The 16,296-nt window shown below is 62.1% G+C and carries 14 protein-coding genes and 1 pseudogene; 4 read left to right on the top strand and 11 right to left on the bottom strand.

The window, feature by feature from the left end; genetic code table 11:
* Window positions 1-33: 33 nt before the first annotated feature.
* Window positions 34-1,116, bottom strand: coding sequence for a BMP family ABC transporter substrate-binding protein (locus tag FW796_RS13820; RefSeq protein WP_446439471.1), 1,083 nt, complete (start codon window positions 1,114-1,116; stop codon window positions 34-36).
* Window positions 1,117-1,441: 325 nt separating this feature from the next.
* On the opposite strand from FW796_RS13820, the gene FW796_RS13815 reads away from it, so the two are divergent.
* Entirely contained in the window at window positions 1,442-2,530 is a 1,089-nt protein-coding gene (locus tag FW796_RS13815) for a calcium:proton antiporter (protein ID WP_404938175.1), read from the top strand.
* On the opposite strand, the gene FW796_RS13810 is transcribed toward FW796_RS13815, so the two are convergent.
* The 4 genes and pseudogenes from FW796_RS13810 to FW796_RS13795 form a co-directional block, all read right to left on the bottom strand.
* The gene (locus FW796_RS13810) at window positions 2,527-3,534 is read right to left on the bottom strand and encodes a formylglycine-generating enzyme family protein (RefSeq protein WP_404938176.1); all 1,008 of its coding nucleotides are present in this window, start codon (window positions 3,532-3,534) and stop codon (window positions 2,527-2,529) included. The two genes, FW796_RS13815 and FW796_RS13810, sit on opposite strands and share 4 nt — an antisense overlap.
* 112 nt (window positions 3,535-3,646) lie before the next feature.
* Window positions 3,647-5,005 carry an 8-oxoguanine deaminase gene (locus FW796_RS13805; protein WP_346636266.1) on the bottom strand — a complete coding sequence of 453 codons (1,359 nt, stop codon included), beginning with the start codon at window positions 5,003-5,005 and terminating at the stop codon, window positions 3,647-3,649.
* Between the two features lie 204 nt (window positions 5,006-5,209).
* Complete coding sequence (locus tag FW796_RS13800; RefSeq protein ID WP_346636265.1) at window positions 5,210-5,893, bottom strand: SDR family oxidoreductase; 684 nt, start codon at window positions 5,891-5,893, stop codon at window positions 5,210-5,212.
* Between the two features lie 25 nt (window positions 5,894-5,918).
* Window positions 5,919-6,110 (bottom strand): annotated as a pseudogene (locus FW796_RS13795) (MerR family transcriptional regulator); the annotation flags it as partial.
* Window positions 6,111-6,203: 93 nt separating this feature from the next.
* On the opposite strand from FW796_RS13795, the gene FW796_RS13790 reads away from it, so the two are divergent.
* The gene (locus FW796_RS13790) at window positions 6,204-6,641 is read left to right on the top strand and encodes a hypothetical protein (protein WP_346636264.1); all 438 of its coding nucleotides are present in this window, start codon (window positions 6,204-6,206) and stop codon (window positions 6,639-6,641) included.
* On the opposite strand, the gene FW796_RS13785 is transcribed toward FW796_RS13790, so the two are convergent.
* The 6 genes from FW796_RS13785 to FW796_RS13760 form a co-directional block, all read right to left on the bottom strand.
* Window positions 6,638-7,564, bottom strand: coding sequence for an ABC transporter permease (locus FW796_RS13785; RefSeq protein ID WP_346636263.1), 927 nt, complete (start codon window positions 7,562-7,564; stop codon window positions 6,638-6,640). The genes FW796_RS13790 and FW796_RS13785 overlap by 4 nt on opposite strands.
* Complete coding sequence (locus tag FW796_RS13780) at window positions 7,564-8,670, bottom strand: ABC transporter permease (protein ID WP_446439470.1); 1,107 nt, start codon at window positions 8,668-8,670, stop codon at window positions 7,564-7,566. Before FW796_RS13780 ends, FW796_RS13785 begins: the two co-directional genes overlap by 1 nt.
* 11 nt (window positions 8,671-8,681) lie before the next feature.
* Window positions 8,682-10,247: an ABC transporter ATP-binding protein gene (locus FW796_RS13775; RefSeq protein WP_446439469.1), complete on the bottom strand. Its 1,566-nt coding sequence runs from the start codon at window positions 10,245-10,247 to the stop codon at window positions 8,682-8,684.
* 532 nt (window positions 10,248-10,779) lie between these two features.
* Window positions 10,780-11,361, bottom strand: coding sequence for an IMPACT family protein (locus FW796_RS13770; protein ID WP_346636260.1), 582 nt, complete (start codon window positions 11,359-11,361; stop codon window positions 10,780-10,782).
* A 5-nt stretch (window positions 11,362-11,366) separates the two neighbouring features.
* Complete coding sequence (locus FW796_RS13765; protein WP_346636259.1) at window positions 11,367-12,035, bottom strand: TetR/AcrR family transcriptional regulator; 669 nt, start codon at window positions 12,033-12,035, stop codon at window positions 11,367-11,369.
* A 209-nt stretch (window positions 12,036-12,244) separates the two neighbouring features.
* Window positions 12,245-13,165 (bottom strand): LysR family transcriptional regulator, encoded by a 921-nt coding sequence (locus FW796_RS13760; RefSeq protein ID WP_346636258.1) that lies wholly within the window; start codon window positions 13,163-13,165, stop codon window positions 12,245-12,247.
* A gap of 124 nt (window positions 13,166-13,289) precedes the next feature.
* Between FW796_RS13760 and FW796_RS13755 the strand changes: the two genes are divergently transcribed.
* Both FW796_RS13755 and FW796_RS13750 read left to right on the top strand, forming a co-directional pair.
* Window positions 13,290-14,639 (top strand): aspartate aminotransferase family protein, encoded by a 1,350-nt coding sequence (locus tag FW796_RS13755; protein ID WP_346636257.1) that lies wholly within the window; start codon window positions 13,290-13,292, stop codon window positions 14,637-14,639.
* A gap of 73 nt (window positions 14,640-14,712) precedes the next feature.
* Window positions 14,713-16,206: a CoA-acylating methylmalonate-semialdehyde dehydrogenase gene (locus FW796_RS13750; RefSeq protein ID WP_346636256.1), complete on the top strand. Its 1,494-nt coding sequence runs from the start codon at window positions 14,713-14,715 to the stop codon at window positions 16,204-16,206.
* Window positions 16,207-16,296: the final 90 nt, after the last annotated feature.

Here is a 16,296-nt window from a genome sequence, read left to right as displayed (position 1 = left end):
TCGCTGGCGGGTGCTCCGCCAGCGACGACCAGCTTATTTGGGGATGTCCGCCTTCAGGCCTTCGACGTAATAGTTCATCGAGGCCAGTTCGGCATTGCTGGCGCTGACCCCCGCGGCGATTTTTTCTACCCCGGCCTGGTCCTTGATCGGGCCGGTGAACGGGTGGAACTCGCCACTCTTGATGCTGGCGATGATCTGCTCGGCCTCGGCTTTCACCGGGGCCGGCAGCAGGTCGCTGAGGGGCAGCTCAACCGTACCCTCTTTCAGACCGCCCCAGTAGTCCTGGGATTGCCAGCTGTGGTCCAGCACCCCTTGGGTGGCCTGGATGTAGTGCGGGGCCCAGTTGTTGACGATGGAGGTCAGCACTGCCTTGGGGCCGAAGTGGGCCATGTCCGAGGCGTAGCCCACGGCATAGACGCCACGGCGCTCTGCGGCCTGGATCGGCGCCGGGCTGTCGGTGTGCTGGAAGATTACGTCGGCGCCTTGGTCGATCAGAGCGTTGGCGGCGTCGGCTTCCTTGCCCGGGTCGAACCAGGAGTTGACCCACACCACCTTGATCTCGGTGCCCGGATTGTATTTGTTCAAGGCCAGCTGGATGGCGTTGATGTCACGGATCACTTCCGGGATCGGGAAGGAGGCGACGTAGCCGATCTTCTTGGTCCTGGTCATCTTCGCCGCGAGGAAACCGCCGACATAACGGCCCTCGTAAGTGCGCGCCAGGTAGGTGCCGAGGTTCTTGTCCTGCTTGTAGCCGGTGGCGTGTTCGAAGGTCACCTTGGGAAATTGCTTGGCGACTTTCAGGGTGGGGTTCATGTAGCCGAACGAGGTGGTGAAGATCAGGTCGTAATTGTCCTTGGCCATGTTGCGGATCACCCGCTCGGCGTCGGCGCCCTCGGCGACGTTTTCCACGTAGTTGGTCTTGATCCGGTCACCGAACTTTTCCGCCAGCGCCTTGCGTCCCTGTTCATGCTGATAGGTCCAGCCGTGGTCGCCGATGGGGCCGATGTAGACGAAGCCGACCTTCAGCGAATCGGCAGCGCTGGCGGCGAGACTAGCACTCAGGCCGACGGCGGCGGCCAGGGTGCAGAGCAGCTTGTGCAACGGGCGTGTATGCATGAATTGGAGCTCCATCTTGTTGTGGTGGGGGGCTGGGGCGGCAAGCGCTGGAGGGCAATGCAAATAGCTGACCAACAGGACAACAAAGATGGGGGCGTCGGGCGAGGCGGTTTCTACGGGGGCTTTGGGGCGCGCTTTTCGCTGGCAAGCCGGCGCCTGCGGGAATGGAATGTAGGAGCCGGCTTGCCGGCGAAGCGCTTTTCAAGAGCCATCCCGGTGCGCGGCGCCTGAGCCTGGTGCACTAACATGTAACGAAACGTTAGTGACTCGAAGCAGTCTTTCACTCATCTCCTGTACTCGTTTTTATTTCCGTCAAAGGACTGCAATGCTCACTTCCCTCAAGCAAGAAAAGTTTCTACTGCTTGCGCTGTTGGCCGCCGTGGCCGCCTATCCCCTGGAGCACCTGCTGCTGAGCAGCGGCCAAGGCATCGCGTTGATGGCCGGGCTGGTGCTGATCGGCTTCATCGTCATCGCCTCGATGCGCGTTGCCCACCACGCCGAACTGCTGGCGGAAAAGGTCGGTGACCCCTACGGCACCATGATCCTGACCCTGGCCGCGGTGCTGGTGGAGGTGGTGATCCTGGCCATCATGATGAGCAACGAAGCCTCGCCGACCCTGGTGCGTGACACCATCTATTCGGCGGTGATGCTGGACATCAACGGCATCCTCGGCCTGGCGGCGCTGATGGGCGGCATCAAGCATGGCGAGCAGCCCTATAACGACGACTCGGCGCGTACCTACAGCGTGATGATCCTCACCGCCATGGGCGTGTCGATGGTGGTGCCGGAGTTCATTCCAGAAGCCGACTGGAAGGTCTATTCGGCCTTCACCATTGGCGCCATGGTGGTGCTCTACACCTTGTTCCTGCGGATGCAGGTCGGGCCGCACAGTTATTTCTTCAGCTACAGCTACCCGGAAAAGCGTCGCAATAAAGAGGCCCAGGAGCAGCCTGATGCCATCAACCTGAGCTGGAGCATCGGCATCCTGGTGTTTGGTGTGGTGGTGATCGGCGCCCTGGCCGAGGTGATGTCCAAGACTCTGGACCTGGGGCTGGAAGGCACGGGCGCACCGCCGGTGATCACGGCGATCCTGGTGGCGGCGATTTCTGCGGCGCCGGAGATTCTCACTGCGCTGCGCGCGGCCTTGGCCAACCGCATGCAGTCGGTGGTCAACGTGGCGTTGGGGGCTTCCCTGTCGACAGTGATCCTCACGGTGCCGGTGATGGAAGCCATGGCCCTGTACACCGGCCAGCCGTTCCAGATGGCCATGACGCCGGTGCAGACGGTGATGGTGTTCATCACCCTGATCGTCAGTGCGATCAACCTCAACGACGGTGAAACCAATGCCATCGAGGGCATGACCCACTTCGTGCTGTTTGCGACCTTCATCATGCTGTCGCTGCTCGGCCTTTAAAGCGGCTGCGCTGACTGGATGGCGCAGCGAAAGCTGACACCCGGGGCATTCCAGGCCGCCAGTGCCCCCCAACGCCAACGGCGGACGGTGCTGGCCGAAGGGGAAAAGGTCGGGTCGTTGGCAAACTCGTTGTTGGCGCCCCGTTGTGCCCGATAAATGCCCGTTTCGGGCCCTTGCGGGTTCTCCACGGGAGACTCGCGATAGTAGTGTTTATCGTACCAATCGTTGACCCATTCACTGGCGTTGCCGGTGAGGTTGTAGAGGCCAAGCGGATTGGGTGCAAACCTGTTCACGGCGAAGGTTTTGTTGTCGTCGGGCGCCGGAAAGTTGCGGCCGTAGTCCAGATTGCCGTTGTCGGTCGCGAACATGACCGGCTGGCCGCGGTTGCGCGCCGCATATTCCCATTGGGCCTCGGTCGGAAGATCGACGGGATAGCCGCTGAGCTCTGCCAGCCAACCACAGTAATCCTTGGCCTCTTGCCAGTCTCGTGAAGCCGGGGCGGGCAGGTTTTCAAGGTAGAGGTGCTTCATGTCTTCGCGTTTACGAAGTTCAGCGTCGAATGGCGGCTTGCCTTGCGCCAGGAAGAACAGATCAAAATCGCCCAAGGTGGTTTGCAGCGAGGACAGGTAATAGCTGCTCAATTTGACGGGGTGAACGAAGTCGTCATCGACGTCGAGACTGATCCGGTCCATTTTTGCCGGGGCTACGCCGCAGGGCCATTTGCACAAGGCATGGGGATCGAAGTCATGGGGCCAACCGAAATCGCCCATCTGGAATTCTCCCCCTTCAATCAACACCATGTTGTCCATCGAGCGGACGACCGTGTTGAGCACGGCATCGCGGTTTTGCGGGGACAGGTCCGGGTATTTGCGACTGATGGTCGAAGCAATTTCTGCAACTTTCTCAGGTGACAGCGCTTTGCTGGCGGGCCCTGCAATTTCCTGTTTTTCACAGCCTGAAATCAGCAGCGCGACGCAGAGCGCCAGTCCGTGCTTTTGCTTCACGTAATGTCCCTATAACGGCTCGATTGAGGGCGGCAAATTAACATGTTTGCTCAATCCGCTTGCGCTCAAAGCGCAGGCGAGGGAACCGGCCCCTCGCCGTTGGAGTCGGGGATCAGGTACCGGCGATCAGTTGCCGAGCAGCCTGGCTGTGATCGGCGATCAGGTTTTTCAGGTCCAGCCCTTCGACTTGCCCATCAATCACCCGCCACTTGCCGCCGATCATGACCCGATCCGCCCGATCCGCAGCGCACAACAACAGCGCCGAAACCGGATCATGGCTGCCCGAGAAACGCAGCTCATCGAGCTTGAACAACGCCAGGTCCGCCTGCTTGCCCACCGCCAGTTCGCCGATGTCGGTGCGGCCCAAGAGGCTTGCCGAACCCTGGGTCGCCCAGCCCAATACGCGCTCCGGGGTGATCTTCTCGGCGCCGTAACGCAGACGCTGGATGTACAGCGCCTGGCGCGCTTCGAGGATCATGTTCGACGCATCATTGGACGCCGAGCCATCCACGCCCAAGCCAAACGGCGCCCCTGCATCAGTCAGCTCGATACTGGGGCAGATGCCGGAGGCCAGGCGCATGTTCGAACTCGGACAATGGCAGATGCCGGTGCCGGCAGCGCCCAGGCGGGCAATTTCATCCGGGTTGAAGTGGATGCCGTGGGCCAGCCAGGTACGCGGACCGAGCCAGCCGACGCTGTCCAGGTAATCCACGGTACGCAGGCCAAAGCGCTGCAGGCAGAAATCTTCTTCGTCGAGGGTTTCGGCCAGGTGAGTGTGCAGGCGCACATCGAGTGTGTTCGCCAACTCGGCGCTGGCCGACATGATTTCCGGGGTCACCGAGAACGGCGAGCACGGCGCCAGGGCGATCTGGATCTGCGCACCGTCGCCACGCTCGTGGTACTGGTGAATCAGGCGCTGACTGTCGTCGAGAATCACCTGACCTTCCTGCACGGTCTGCTGTGGTGGCAGGCCGCCGTCCTTTTCGCCAAGGCTCATCGAGCCGCGGGTGAGCATGGCGCGCATGCCCAGTTCACGTACGCTTTCGACTTGCACGTCGATGGCATTTTCCAGACCGTCCGGGAACAGATAGTGATGGTCGGCGGCGGTGGTGCAACCGGAGAGCAGCAGTTCGGCCAGCGCCACTTTGGTCGCCAGGGCGAGTTTTTCCGGGGTCAGCCGGGCCCAGACCGGGTACAGGGTCTTCAGCCAGGGGAACAGCGGCTGGTTGACCACCGGCGCCCAGGCCCGGGTCAGGGTTTGATAGAAGTGATGGTGGGTGTTGATCAGGCCCGGCAGCAGTACGTGCTCGCGGGCATCGAACACCTGTTGGCAAGGGCTCGCAGGCTGTTGGCCGAGGCCCAGCACTTCAACGATCAAACCGTCTTGCACGACCAGGCCGCCACGGGCGTCGAGGGCATTGCCGGTGAAGATGGCCAGGGGATTTTTTAACCAGGTACGGATCGCAGGCATGGTTGCCGGCTCCTCTGAAAGTGGGTTCAGGTTAGCCAGCTCAGTGTTGCCCTGTCTGCTGATCCAGGGTCGCCGCAAGGGGCGAGGTGCGCAGTCTAGCGAAAGATTTACCGGGGGACAAAGCTTGCATTCTGCCCCCCGATCCAGAGCCTTTGCCGCTCTGTGCAAGTGCTGCCTGAGGCAGCCGCTGCAGAGGTTAGGGGTTTACCAGGGGATGGTTTCGCCCTTGTAGTTGACGAAGTGATGGCCGCCCTTGCCGGTGTAGGCGTTGACCTGGGCGATCAGCCCACGGGTGCTGGTTTGCACGTCGATGTCGGCGCCTTCGCCGCCCATGTCGGTCTTCACCCAGCCCGGATGCAGGGAGAGTACGGTCAGCTTTTGTTCCAACTGGGTCACGAAGCTGTTGGTCATGGAGTTCAGTGCGGCCTTGCTGGCTTTGTACAGGGCCAGCTCCGGGGCGTCCGGCATGGTGACGCTGCCCAGCACCGAACTCATGAACGCCAGTACGCCGCTGTCCTTGCGGATCTGCCCGACAAAACGCTGGGCCAGGTTGATCGGCGCCACCGCGTTGGTGAAGAACAACTGGCCGACTTCGGCCTGAGTCGCATGGCCCGGCAGTTGGTTGTCCGGGCCCTTGACCCCGGCATTGACGAACAGCAGGTCGAACACCTGATCCTTGAGCTTCTGGCTGAGGGCGATCACCGCTTGCTGATCGTCCATGTCCAGTTGTTCGATCTGCACCTTGCCCAGGGCTTGCAGGGCCTCGGCCTTGTGCGGGTTGCGCACGGTGGCGGTGACCTGCCAGCCGTCCTCCAGCAGGCGTTGTACCAGGCCGAGGCCCAGGCCCCGAGAGGCGCCGATGATCAGTGCGGTTTTTGCCGTGGACATGATGAGGTTCCTTGATAAATGAGGATCACGGATTCAATGGACAGGCTTGCTCGAGCCGTTGTTGCAGTTGCTGGCGCAAGTGGCCCAATTCAGTGATACGGGGTTCGATCAGGGTCAGTTTGTCATGCAGCAGCCGGGTTATGACCTGATCCGGATCGGCACTCTGCCACAGAGCGCCGACACTGCTGCCAATCTCGCCCAGGCTTCGGCCAGTTCTCCAATGCGCATGTGCGGGTCTTGAAAGGGCTTGACCCTGGAGCATACTCGAGGCTTTAGCCTGCGCGCTCCTTGAATCGATGGAGCAGCATTTATGTGGACGAGCGAACAGTATCGAACATTGGTCCGGGCCAGCGGCTGGTACGACTTGCTGGTGACGCTGGCCTTTGTCACCCCCTGGAGCTTCATGGCATTGCATGGGCTGATGCAGGACACGGCCCTGACCTTGCACCTGCCGGGTAGCCTGCCGCCGTTCGAGCCGATGCACCTGCTGATGGCCAACTTGATGGGCTCGATTGTCTGCGTGTGGTCGGTGCTGCGGATTCGTGATCCGCAGCAGGCGTTTGGCCGTTATGACGCGGTGGGGCGCATCCTGTTTGCCACCTGGCAGGTGTATGCCCTGATGCACGGCGCTACGGCGTTGATCGGGGTGATTCTGTTTTTCGAGCTGGCGTGGTGCGTGGCACAGTTGTGGCCGGTGAACGGCTCCGCCGGCAAGCCAGCGCCTGCGGAGGCCGTGGCGGTCATTTAGTGCCCCGCCTGCCACGGCTGGCCCAGGGAGACTGGTGCATACAGCCGGGTGCGCAAGGCATCCCGGGACAGCAGCACCAGCACCAGGATGGTGGCGGCATAGGGCAGCATCGCCAGCAGGTTGGACGGTATCGCCAGCCCCAGGCCCTGGGCCACCAGATGCAGGATGCTCGCCAGGCCGAACAGGTAGGCGCCGAGCAACAGTCGCCACACCCGCCAACTGGCGAACACCACCAGGGCCAGGGCGATCCAGCCGCGGCCGGCGCTCATGTTCTCGGCCCACATCGGGGTATAGGCCAGGGACAGGTAGGCTCCGGCCAGCCCGGCCATGGCCCCGCCGAACAGCACCGCGAGCATCCGCACGCGCAGCACCGGCAGGCCCATGGCGCTGGCGGCATCGGGATTTTCGCCGACTGCCTGGATGATCAGGCCGACCCGGCTCTTGAGAATCATCCAGGCCACCACGGCGAACAGCGCGAAAGACAAATACACCAGCAGATCCTGGGCAAACAGCATGCGGCCGATCAGCGGGATGTCGCTGAGCAATGGCAGCGCCAGCGGCTCGAACCCGGCCAGTGGCTTGCCGACCCAGGCCGCGCCGACAAAGCTCGACAGGCCGACGCCAAAAATAGTCAGGGCCAGGCCCGTGGCCACCTGATTGGCGTTGAACACCAGGGCCACCAGGGCAAACAACGCCGAGAGCAGCATTCCCGCCGCCATTGCCAGCAGCACGCCAAGCCACAAATGGCCACTGTTGAAGGCGACGATAAAACCTATCACCGCGCCGAACAGCATCATGCCTTCCTGACCGAGGTTGAGGACGCCGCTCTTTTCACAGATCAGTTCTCCCAGGGCTACCAGCAGCAAGGGCGTACCGCAGCGCACCATGGCGTAGAGAATATTGCTCAGCAGATCGATATCCATCACAGGGCTCCGGCGGTAGCAGTGGCGGTGGCGTCGCGGCGCGCCCAACGCAGGTTCAGGCGCGGGCGGTAGAGAATCAGCACGTCGCAGGCCAGGAGGAAGAACAGCATCATGCCCTGGAACAGTTGGGTGATGGCTTGGGGCAGGTTGAGGCTCATCTGCGCGCTTTCGCCACCGATGTAGAGCAAGGCCATCAGCAGGCTGGAGAACAGGATGCCGATGGGGTTCAAGCGTCCAAGAAAAGCCACGGTGATCGCCGCGTAGCCATAGCCGGGGGACACTTGTGGCACCAGCTGGCCAATAGGGCCGGTGACTTCACAGACACCGGCCAAGCCCGCCAGCGCACCGCTGATCAACAACGCCAGCCAGATCAGGCGCTTCTGGCGAAAGCCGACGAAACCCGCGGCGCGCGGGTCCAGCCCGAGGACCTTGATCTGGAAACCGACAAAGCTTTTCTGCAGCAGCACCCAGACCGCCACCAGGGCCAGCAGGGCGAAATACACCCCGGCGTGGACCCGGCCGTCCTCCATCAGTAGCGGCAGGCGGCTGGCGTCACCGAACATGGCCGACTCGGGAAAGTTGAACCCGGCGGGGTCCTTCAACGGGCCGTGCACGCAGTACAGCAACAGGTTCAGGGCGATGTAGTTGAGCATGATGCTGGTGAGTATTTCGTTGGCGTTGAAGCGTGTGCGCAGCCAGGCGGTAAGCCCGGCCCAGGCGGCGCCGGCCAGGGTGCCGCCGAACAGGATCAGCACCAGCGCCCAGCGACTTTGTAGCTCGATGAGGTTGACCGCCAGGGCGCTGCCGGCCAGGGCTCCGAGCAGCAGTTGGCCTTCGGCGCCAATGTTCCAGATGCGGGCCCGGTAGGCCACTGCCAGGCCCAGGGCGCAGAGCAGGATCGGCAGCGCCTTGACCAGCAGTTCCGAGACGCCGTACAGGTCGCTGACCGGGGCGATCAGCAAGGTGTGCAGGGTCAGCTGCGGGTCATGTCCCAGGGCCATGAACAGCAGGGCACCACAGCTCAGGGTCAGCAGCGCGGCGAGAAGGGGGGAGCACCAGAGCATCAGGCGCGATTGCCGGCCGCGAGGTTCGAGTGAAAGCAGCATGGACGACTCCGTTAGACCGCCGGGGCGGGGGCAGAAGGGACGGTTTCGAAGTGGCCGGCCATCCAGGCGCCGACTTCGACCAATGAGGTGTCGGCACAGGCTTTGGGCACCGAGAGACGACCGCCGCAGAGGGCGGCAATGCGATCGCTGATCTGCAGCAACTCATCCAGGTCTTCGGAGATCACCAGGATCGCCGCACCGGCATCACGCAGGGCAATCAGTGCCCGGTGAATAGTGGCTGCGGCCCCCACGTCGACGCCCCAGGTCGGGTGCGCGGCGATCAGCAAGCGCGGTTGCTGGAGGATCTCGCGGCCGAGGATGAATTTCTGCAGATTGCCGCCAGACAGGCTGCGGGCCGGGCTCTGGGCGTCACCGGCCTTGACCCCGAAGCGCTGGATGATGGTCTCGGCCAGGGTGCGGACCTTGGCTCTTTGAATCAGGCCATTGTGTATCAGCCCCTGTTGAAAGGCGGTGAGCAGCGCGTTGTCTTCCAGGCTCAGTTCCGGTACGGCACCTTGCCCCAGGCGTTCGGCGGGGACGAAGGCCAGCCCCCTTTGGCGTCGGGCATCGGGGTATAGATGGCCGACGGCGTGGCCGGCCAGGCAGATGCGTTGGGCTTCGCCGGGAGTCAGGCGTTGCTCGCCGCTGAGCAGGGCCAGCAGTTCGTCCTGGCCATTGCCGGCGACCCCGGCGATGCCGACGATTTCGCCACTGCGCAGGCTCAGGTCGATGGCCTTGAGGGAGCAGCCGAAGGGATCGGGGTTGTGCCAGCTCAACTCGCGGATCTGCAGGAATTCGGCGCCGCCGCTGACCTTGGGGTAGTCGGCAAGCAGGGCCGCTGCGTCACCCACCATCAGTCGCGCCAGTTCCTGGTTCGAGCATTCGGCCGGCCGACAGTGCCCGGCCACCCGGCCGCCCCGCAGTACTGTGGCGCTGTGGCACAGGGCGCGGACTTCGGCGAGCTTGTGGCTGATGAACAGGATGCTGCAGCCCTCGGCAGCCAGCCGGCGCAGGGTGATGAACAGCTCTTCGGCCTCCTGTGGGGTCAGCACTGAGGTGGGTTCGTCGAGGATCAACAGGCGGATGTCCTGCATCAGGCAGCGCACGATCTCCACTCGTTGGCGCTCGCCGATGGACAGGCTGTGCACCAGGCGCTGGGGTTCAAGGGCCATGCCGTAGCGCTGGGACACTTCGCGGATCTTGCCTTCCAGCTGGCTCGGCGTGCCGGCCGCCGCGCCCATGGCCAGGGCGATGTTTTGCGCGACGCTGAGGGTTTCGAACAATGAGAAATGCTGGAACACCATGCCGATCCCCAGGCCGCGAGCCTGGGCCGGGCTGCTGATGAGCTGGCGCCGACCTTGCCAGATCAATTCCCCCGAGTCGGCCTGGATCACCCCATAGATGATCTTCATCAAGGTGCTTTTGCCGGCGCCGTTCTCGCCGAGCAGGGCCTGGATTTCACCTGGGGCGATGCACAGGTCGATGGCGTCGTTGGCCAGGCAACCGGGATAGCGCTTGCTGATCTTGCGCAGTTGCAGGCGCGGTGTTTGCCCGATGGGCACAGCGGGATTTGGCATGACAGGCTCGGGGGGATTGGAGGTGTTTGTGTGGATAAAGCAATTTCCTGGCCAGTAGGTCAGGAAAGCTCAAGCGCCGCCCTGGACTGCACCTTGAACTGTCGGAGGAGGCGGATGCCGGGCACCACATCGGGGCAAAGTGTTTGAAAGGGCTCTGTTTTTGTCCGCGATAACCTGAGCAAAAAATGACCAGTGGCCTGCAGGCCCTGTGCAATCGGCGGCTGGGGCAGCCTTGCACGGGTTATCCACAGCTTGCTCCACAGTAATTGTGTGCAAGCCTGGAACTTGGGCATAAGCCCGGCGGCCTTGCCTTCCAACCGCGATAAACCACTCTAACTTGCTGTTTTACGTTGCAAAAAAGTCCACTGGCGGAACTTTGGACAAAAAATGAACAAAGCCGGCAAAGCCACGTTACAGAAGGGTTACAGCGCTATGTGCTCAGGTTATCCACAGTCGGGTGCACAGCAGATGTGGGCAACTGCGGGAGGCTCTGCCGGGTTATGCACAAGGTGCTCGGGCCGGGTTGGTGCGTTCAGCGCTGCAAGAGGATGCGTCCGCGACTGAGGTCGGCCAACTGCTGTTGCAGGGTATCGATCTGCGCTTCGCCCAGGGCCAGTTGTAACTCCACGCCATTGGCGGTGAAGTCTTCCTCGACCAGCAAGCCGCCCAGTTCTGCGACCCGCAATTTGACCAGTGCCAGCTCGCTGAAACTGCAGGCGCAGCGCAGCGGTACGCGGTTGACCAGGGCGATGCGCTCGGCGCCTTGCAGGCATTTGTTGGCACCGCCGCCGTATGCCCGGGCCAGGCCACCGGTGCCCAGCTGGATGCCGCCGTACCAGCGGATCACCAGCACGGCCACCTGATCGCACTCCTGGGCCTCGATGGCCGCGAGGATCGGCCGTCCGGCGGTGCCGCCGGGCTCGCCGTCGTCGTTGCTGCGGTACTGATCGGCCAGCTTCCACGCCCAGCAGTTGTGGGAGGCGTTGAGGTCGCTGTGCTGCTGGATGAAGGCTTGGGCCTCGGCCGCGCTGGTGATGGGCGCGGCGAAGGTGATGAAGCGGCTTTTGCGAATCTCTTCGCGGTACTCGCAAAGGCCGGCCAGGGTAAAGGGCATGAGCGTCAGTCTTTCTGGGCGGGAGTCAGGCCACAGCCTTTGAGGATGATGCGGATCAGGTTGTTGCCGGCCTCTTCGAAATCCTGCTTGGTCAGGCGGCTGCGCCCGGTGACACGGCAGATCTGGGTGGCGAAGTCGGCGTAGTGCTGGGTGCTGCCCCAGAGCAGGAAGATCAAGTGCACCGGGTCAATCGGGTCCATCTTGCCGGCGTCGATCCAGGCCTGGAATACATTGGCCCGGCCTTGGAACCAGGCGCGGTAGTCCTGGCTGAAGTATTCGCTCAGGCATTCGCCGCCGCTGATGATTTCCATGGCGAAGATCCGCGAGGCCTGGGGCTGGCGGCGGGAAAATTCCATCTTGGCGCGGATGTAGCGGGTCAGGGCCTCGGCCGGGTCATCCTCGGCGGTGAGGGTGTTGAAGGTGCTGTCCCAGAGCTCGAGGATGTTGCTCAGCACTGCGATGTACAGCCCCAGCTTGTTGGTGAAGTAGTAGTGCAGGTTGGCCTTGGGCAGTCCGGCCTTCTGCGCGATGGTGTTCATGCTGGTGCCTTTGAAGCCGTGACGGGCGAACTCGTCCTCGGCGGCCTGGATGATGGCCTCTTCATTCTTCTGCCGAATGCGGCTGGCGGGTTTGCCGGGGTGAGGAGCGCTGTGGGCGGGGACTTCAAAGGTCATGGAGGTTTCCGAGCAAGTCTGTGGGTGCTACCTGTGCGTTGATAGCGCACCCAGGTTGATCAGACAAGCCTTGGCACGACAAAAGCTTCAGTGGGCCTTCAGGCTGTGGTTTTCCGGCGCCGGATTTATGTCGTTTGACAGGCTTTTACCCTCCGGCAGCCGCAGGCACATCAGCAGGGCGGTGATGCCGACCTTGATCAGGCTGATTCTCAGCGGGTCGCCGCCAGGCTCTCCAGGAAGCTTTCCAGCACCAAGTGAGGGCGCCGGCCCTTGCGCGTGACCGATGCCAGGCTCAGGTCATAGAAGCGGGATGTGGGCTTGAGCGCGCGCAACCGGCCCTGCTGTACCCAGAGGGTGGCGTAGTGATCAGGGAGATAGCCGATATAGCGTCCGGTGAGGATCAGGAAGGCCATGCCTTCGCGGTCGGAGGCGCTGGCGGTGCAGTTCAATGCCTGGTAGTGGGCCTGGATTTCCGCGGGCAGGCGGAAGGTCGGGGCAATGGCGTCCTGGTCATTGAGGCGCTGATCGTCCAGTTGCTTGTCGTCCACGTAGAACAGGGGATGACCTACCGCGCAGTACAGCAACGAACGTTCGTCATACAGCGGCTGATACTCCAATCCGGACAGGGCGCTGGCCTGGGGCACCACGCCGACGTGCAGGCGACCATCGAGTACCCCTTGTTCGACTTCGTTGGGGGCGATCATGCGGATCTGGATCTGTACGTCCGGGCCGCGTTCCTTCAATTGTGCCAGGGCGTGGGTGATGCGCATGTGGGGCAGGGTCACCAGGTTGTCGGTGAGGCCGATGATCAATTCGCCCCTCAGGTGACGGTGCAGGCCGTTGACCTCGGTGCGAAAACTCTCCAGGGCGCTGAGCAGTTGCAGGCTCGACTGATAGACCTCGCGGCCTTCTTCAGTGAGGGAGAAACCGGCGCGTCCGCGCTGGCACAGGCGCAGGCCGACCCGTTGCTCCAGGTCACTCATCTGTTGGCTGATGGCCGAGCGGCCAATGCCGAGCACGGTCTCTGCGGCGGAGAAACCACCGCACTCCACAACACTGCGAAAGATCCGCAGCAGGCGGATATCAAAGTCGCTGACTTGCGCCAGCGGGTCGGCTCGACGGCTGCTCATAGTTTAGTAGATGCCAGACTGAAGGTTATTAAAGTTGGATTTCACCGACTTTATAGCCGTGGCAACTTAGTCGCAACAACGCTTTTATTCCTACGCCGCTTCATTGCCTTGCGAGGTTTTGCTCATGAACATGCCGGAAACCGCTCCTCAGTCCCTGGCCAGTCAGCTCAAGCTCGACGCTCACTGGATGCCCTACACCGCCAACCGTAACTTCCAGCGTGACCCGCGCCTGATCGTCGGCGCCGAAGGCAGCTGGCTGGTGGATGACAAGGGCCGCAAGATCTATGACTCGCTGTCGGGTCTGTGGACCTGCGGCGCCGGTCACTCGCGCAAAGAGATCCAGGAAGCGGTATCCAAGCAACTGGGCACCCTGGATTACTCTCCTGGCTTCCAATACGGTCACCCGCTGTCGTTTCAACTGGCGGAGAAAATCACCGACCTGACCCCGGGCAACCTGAACCACGTGTTCTTCACCGACTCCGGCTCCGAGTGCGCCGATACCGCAGTGAAGATGGTGCGTGCCTACTGGCGCCTGAAAGGCCAGTCGACCAAGACCAAGATGATCGGCCGTGCCCGTGGCTATCACGGGGTGAACATTGCCGGCACCAGCCTGGGCGGCGTCAACGGCAACCGTAAGCTGTTCGGCCAGGCAATGATGGATGTGGACCACCTGCCGCATACGTTGCTGGCCAGTAACGCGTTTTCCCGTGGCATGCCGGAGCAGGGCGGTATTGCCCTGGCCGATGAGCTGCTGAAGCTGATCGAGTTGCACGATGCTTCCAATATCGCTGCAGTCTTCGTCGAGCCAATGGCCGGCTCTGCTGGCGTGCTGGTGCCGCCACAGGGTTATCTCAAGCGTCTGCGGGAGATCTGCGATCAGCACAGCATCCTGTTGGTGTTCGACGAAGTGATCACTGGTTTCGGTCGTACGGGGGCGATGTTCGGCGCCGACAGCTTTGGCGTGACCCCGGATTTGATGTGCGTGGCCAAGCAGGTCACCAACGGGGCGATTCCGATGGGCGCGGTGATTGCCAGCTCCGAGATCTATCAGACCTTCATGAATCAGGCGACGCCTGAGTACGCGGTGGAGTTCCCCCACGGCTACACCTATTCGGCGCACCCGGTGGCTTGTGCGGCGGGCCTGGCGGCATTGGATCTGCTGCAGAAGGAAAACCTGGTGCAGAGCGTGGCTGACGTCGCTCCGCATTTCGAGAATGCGTTGCACGGCATCAAGGGTGCGAAGAACGTGATCGACATCCGTAACTTCGGTCTGGCCGGTGCGATTCAGATCGCGGCTCGGGACGGTGATGCAATCGTGCGTCCATTCGAAGCCGGTATGGCCTTGTGGAAGGCCGGTTTCTACGTGCGCTTTGGCGGTGACACCCTGCAGTTCGGCCCAACCTTCAATAGCAAGCCACAGGACCTCGATCGCCTGTTCGATGCGGTTGGCGAAGTGCTGAACAAGCTCGACTGATTCGATCCTTCTTATATAGAAGCGGGCGCGAAGTGTTTCGCGCCTGCGCCTTCCCTTTTTCAGGAGTCCCCGCATGAGTCTGATTCAACACCTGATCCACGGCGAGCTGGTAAGCGACAACGGTCGCAGCACTGACGTCTTCAACCCGTCCACAGGCAAGGCGATTCACAAGGTCCCGCTGGCGAGCCGTGAAACCATTCAACAGGCGATCGACTCCGCCAAATCGGCCTTTCCGGCCTGGCGCAATACGCCGCCGGCCAAGCGTGCCCAAGTGATGTTCCGCTTCAAGCAACTGCTGGAGCAGAACGAGGCGCGCATTGCCCAACTGATCAGCGAAGAACACGGCAAGACTCTGGAAGACGCCGCGGGTGAACTGAAGCGCGGTATCGAGAACGTCGAGTACGCCTGTGCCGCGCCGGAAATCCTCAAGGGTGAATACAGTCGCAATGTCGGTCCGAACATCGATGCCTGGTCCGACTTCCAGCCGTTGGGCGTGGTGGCCGGTATTACTCCGTTCAACTTCCCGGCAATGGTGCCGCTGTGGATGTACCCACTGGCGATCGCTTGCGGCAACTGCTTCATCCTCAAGCCTTCCGAGCGTGATCCAAGCTCGACCTTGTTGATCGCCGAGCTGTTGCATGAAGCCGGTCTGCCCAAGGGCGTACTGAACGTGGTGCACGGTGACAAGACTGCCGTGGATGCACTGATTGAGGCGCCGGAAGTCAAGGCGTTGAGCTTTGTCGGTTCGACGCCGATTGCCGAGTACATCTATGCCGAAGGCACCAAGCGCGGCAAACGCGTCCAGGCACTGGGCGGGGCGAAGAACCACGCGGTGCTGATGCCCGATGCCGACCTGGATAACGCCGTCAGCGCTTTGATGGGGGCTGCCTACGGTTCCTGTGGTGAGCGTTGCATGGCGATCTCGGTAGCTGTATGTGTGGGTGATCAAGTAGCGGACGCCCTTGTGACCAAGTTGGTACCGCAGATCAAGGCGCTGAAGATCGGTGCCGGCACTTCCTGTGGTCTGGACATGGGGCCGCTGGTGACTGCCCAGGCTCGCGACAAGGTCAGTGGTTATGTAGAGGACGGCGTCGCTGCCGGTGCACAGCTGGTGGTGGATGGTCGTGGTCTGAGCGTTGCCGGTCATGAAGAGGGCTTCTTCCTGGGTGGCTGCCTGTTCGATCGCGTCACTCCTGAGATGCGTATCTATAAAGAAGAGATCTTTGGTCCGGTGCTGTGCATCGTTCGGGTCAATAGCCTGGAAGAGGCCATGCAACTGATCAACGATCACGAGTATGGCAACGGTACCTGCATCTTTACCCGTGACGGTGAAGCAGCGCGTCTGTTCTGTGACGAGATCGAAGTGGGCATGGTGGGCGTCAACGTACCGCTGCCAGTGCCAGTGGCTTACCACAGCTTTGGTGGCTGGAAGCGCTCGCTGTTTGGCGATCTGCATGCTTATGGTCCTGATGGTGTGCGCTTCTACACCCGCCGCAAGGCCATCACCCAGCGTTGGCCGCAACGTGCCAGCCATGAAGCGTCGCAGTTCGCCTTCCCTAGCTTGTAAGTAGTGAGGCCACAAAGGCCGGCCCTGATGGGCCGGCCTTTGCTTTTATGGGCTTTTCTGATCGACATGACAGATTTATGAAAATAAGTG

The sequence above is a fragment of the Pseudomonas sp. 910_21 genome (assembly GCF_052850735.1).
Note: the sequence above shows the minus strand (reverse complement) of the source record. Positions and strands in the feature narration are given on the sequence as shown.

Excerpts from the sequence above, each read along its gene's own strand:
- FW796_RS13820 (WP_446439471.1), bottom strand. The coding sequence starts at position 1,116 with ATGCATACACGCCCGTTGCACAAGCTGCTCTGCACCCTGGCCGCCGCC.
- FW796_RS13815 (WP_404938175.1), top strand. The coding sequence starts at position 1,442 with ATGCTCACTTCCCTCAAGCAAGAAAAGTTTCTACTGCTTGCGCTGTTG.
- FW796_RS13805 (WP_346636266.1), bottom strand. The coding sequence starts at position 5,005 with ATGCCTGCGATCCGTACCTGGTTAAAAAATCCCCTGGCCATCTTCACC.
- FW796_RS13800 (WP_346636265.1), bottom strand. The coding sequence starts at position 5,893 with ATGTCCACGGCAAAAACCGCACTGATCATCGGCGCCTCTCGGGGCCTG.
- FW796_RS13790 (WP_346636264.1), top strand. The coding sequence starts at position 6,204 with ATGTGGACGAGCGAACAGTATCGAACATTGGTCCGGGCCAGCGGCTGG.
- FW796_RS13785 (WP_346636263.1), bottom strand. The coding sequence starts at position 7,564 with ATGGATATCGATCTGCTGAGCAATATTCTCTACGCCATGGTGCGCTGC.
- FW796_RS13780 (WP_446439470.1), bottom strand. The coding sequence starts at position 8,670 with ATGCTGCTTTCACTCGAACCTCGCGGCCGGCAATCGCGCCTGATGCTC.
- FW796_RS13775 (WP_446439469.1), bottom strand. The coding sequence starts at position 10,247 with ATGCCAAATCCCGCTGTGCCCATCGGGCAAACACCGCGCCTGCAACTG.
- FW796_RS13770 (WP_346636260.1), bottom strand. The coding sequence starts at position 11,361 with ATGCCCTTTACCCTGGCCGGCCTTTGCGAGTACCGCGAAGAGATTCGC.
- FW796_RS13765 (WP_346636259.1), bottom strand. The coding sequence starts at position 12,035 with ATGACCTTTGAAGTCCCCGCCCACAGCGCTCCTCACCCCGGCAAACCC.
- FW796_RS13760 (WP_346636258.1), bottom strand. The coding sequence starts at position 13,165 with ATGAGCAGCCGTCGAGCCGACCCGCTGGCGCAAGTCAGCGACTTTGAT.
- FW796_RS13755 (WP_346636257.1), top strand. The coding sequence starts at position 13,290 with ATGAACATGCCGGAAACCGCTCCTCAGTCCCTGGCCAGTCAGCTCAAG.
- FW796_RS13750 (WP_346636256.1), top strand. The coding sequence starts at position 14,713 with ATGAGTCTGATTCAACACCTGATCCACGGCGAGCTGGTAAGCGACAAC.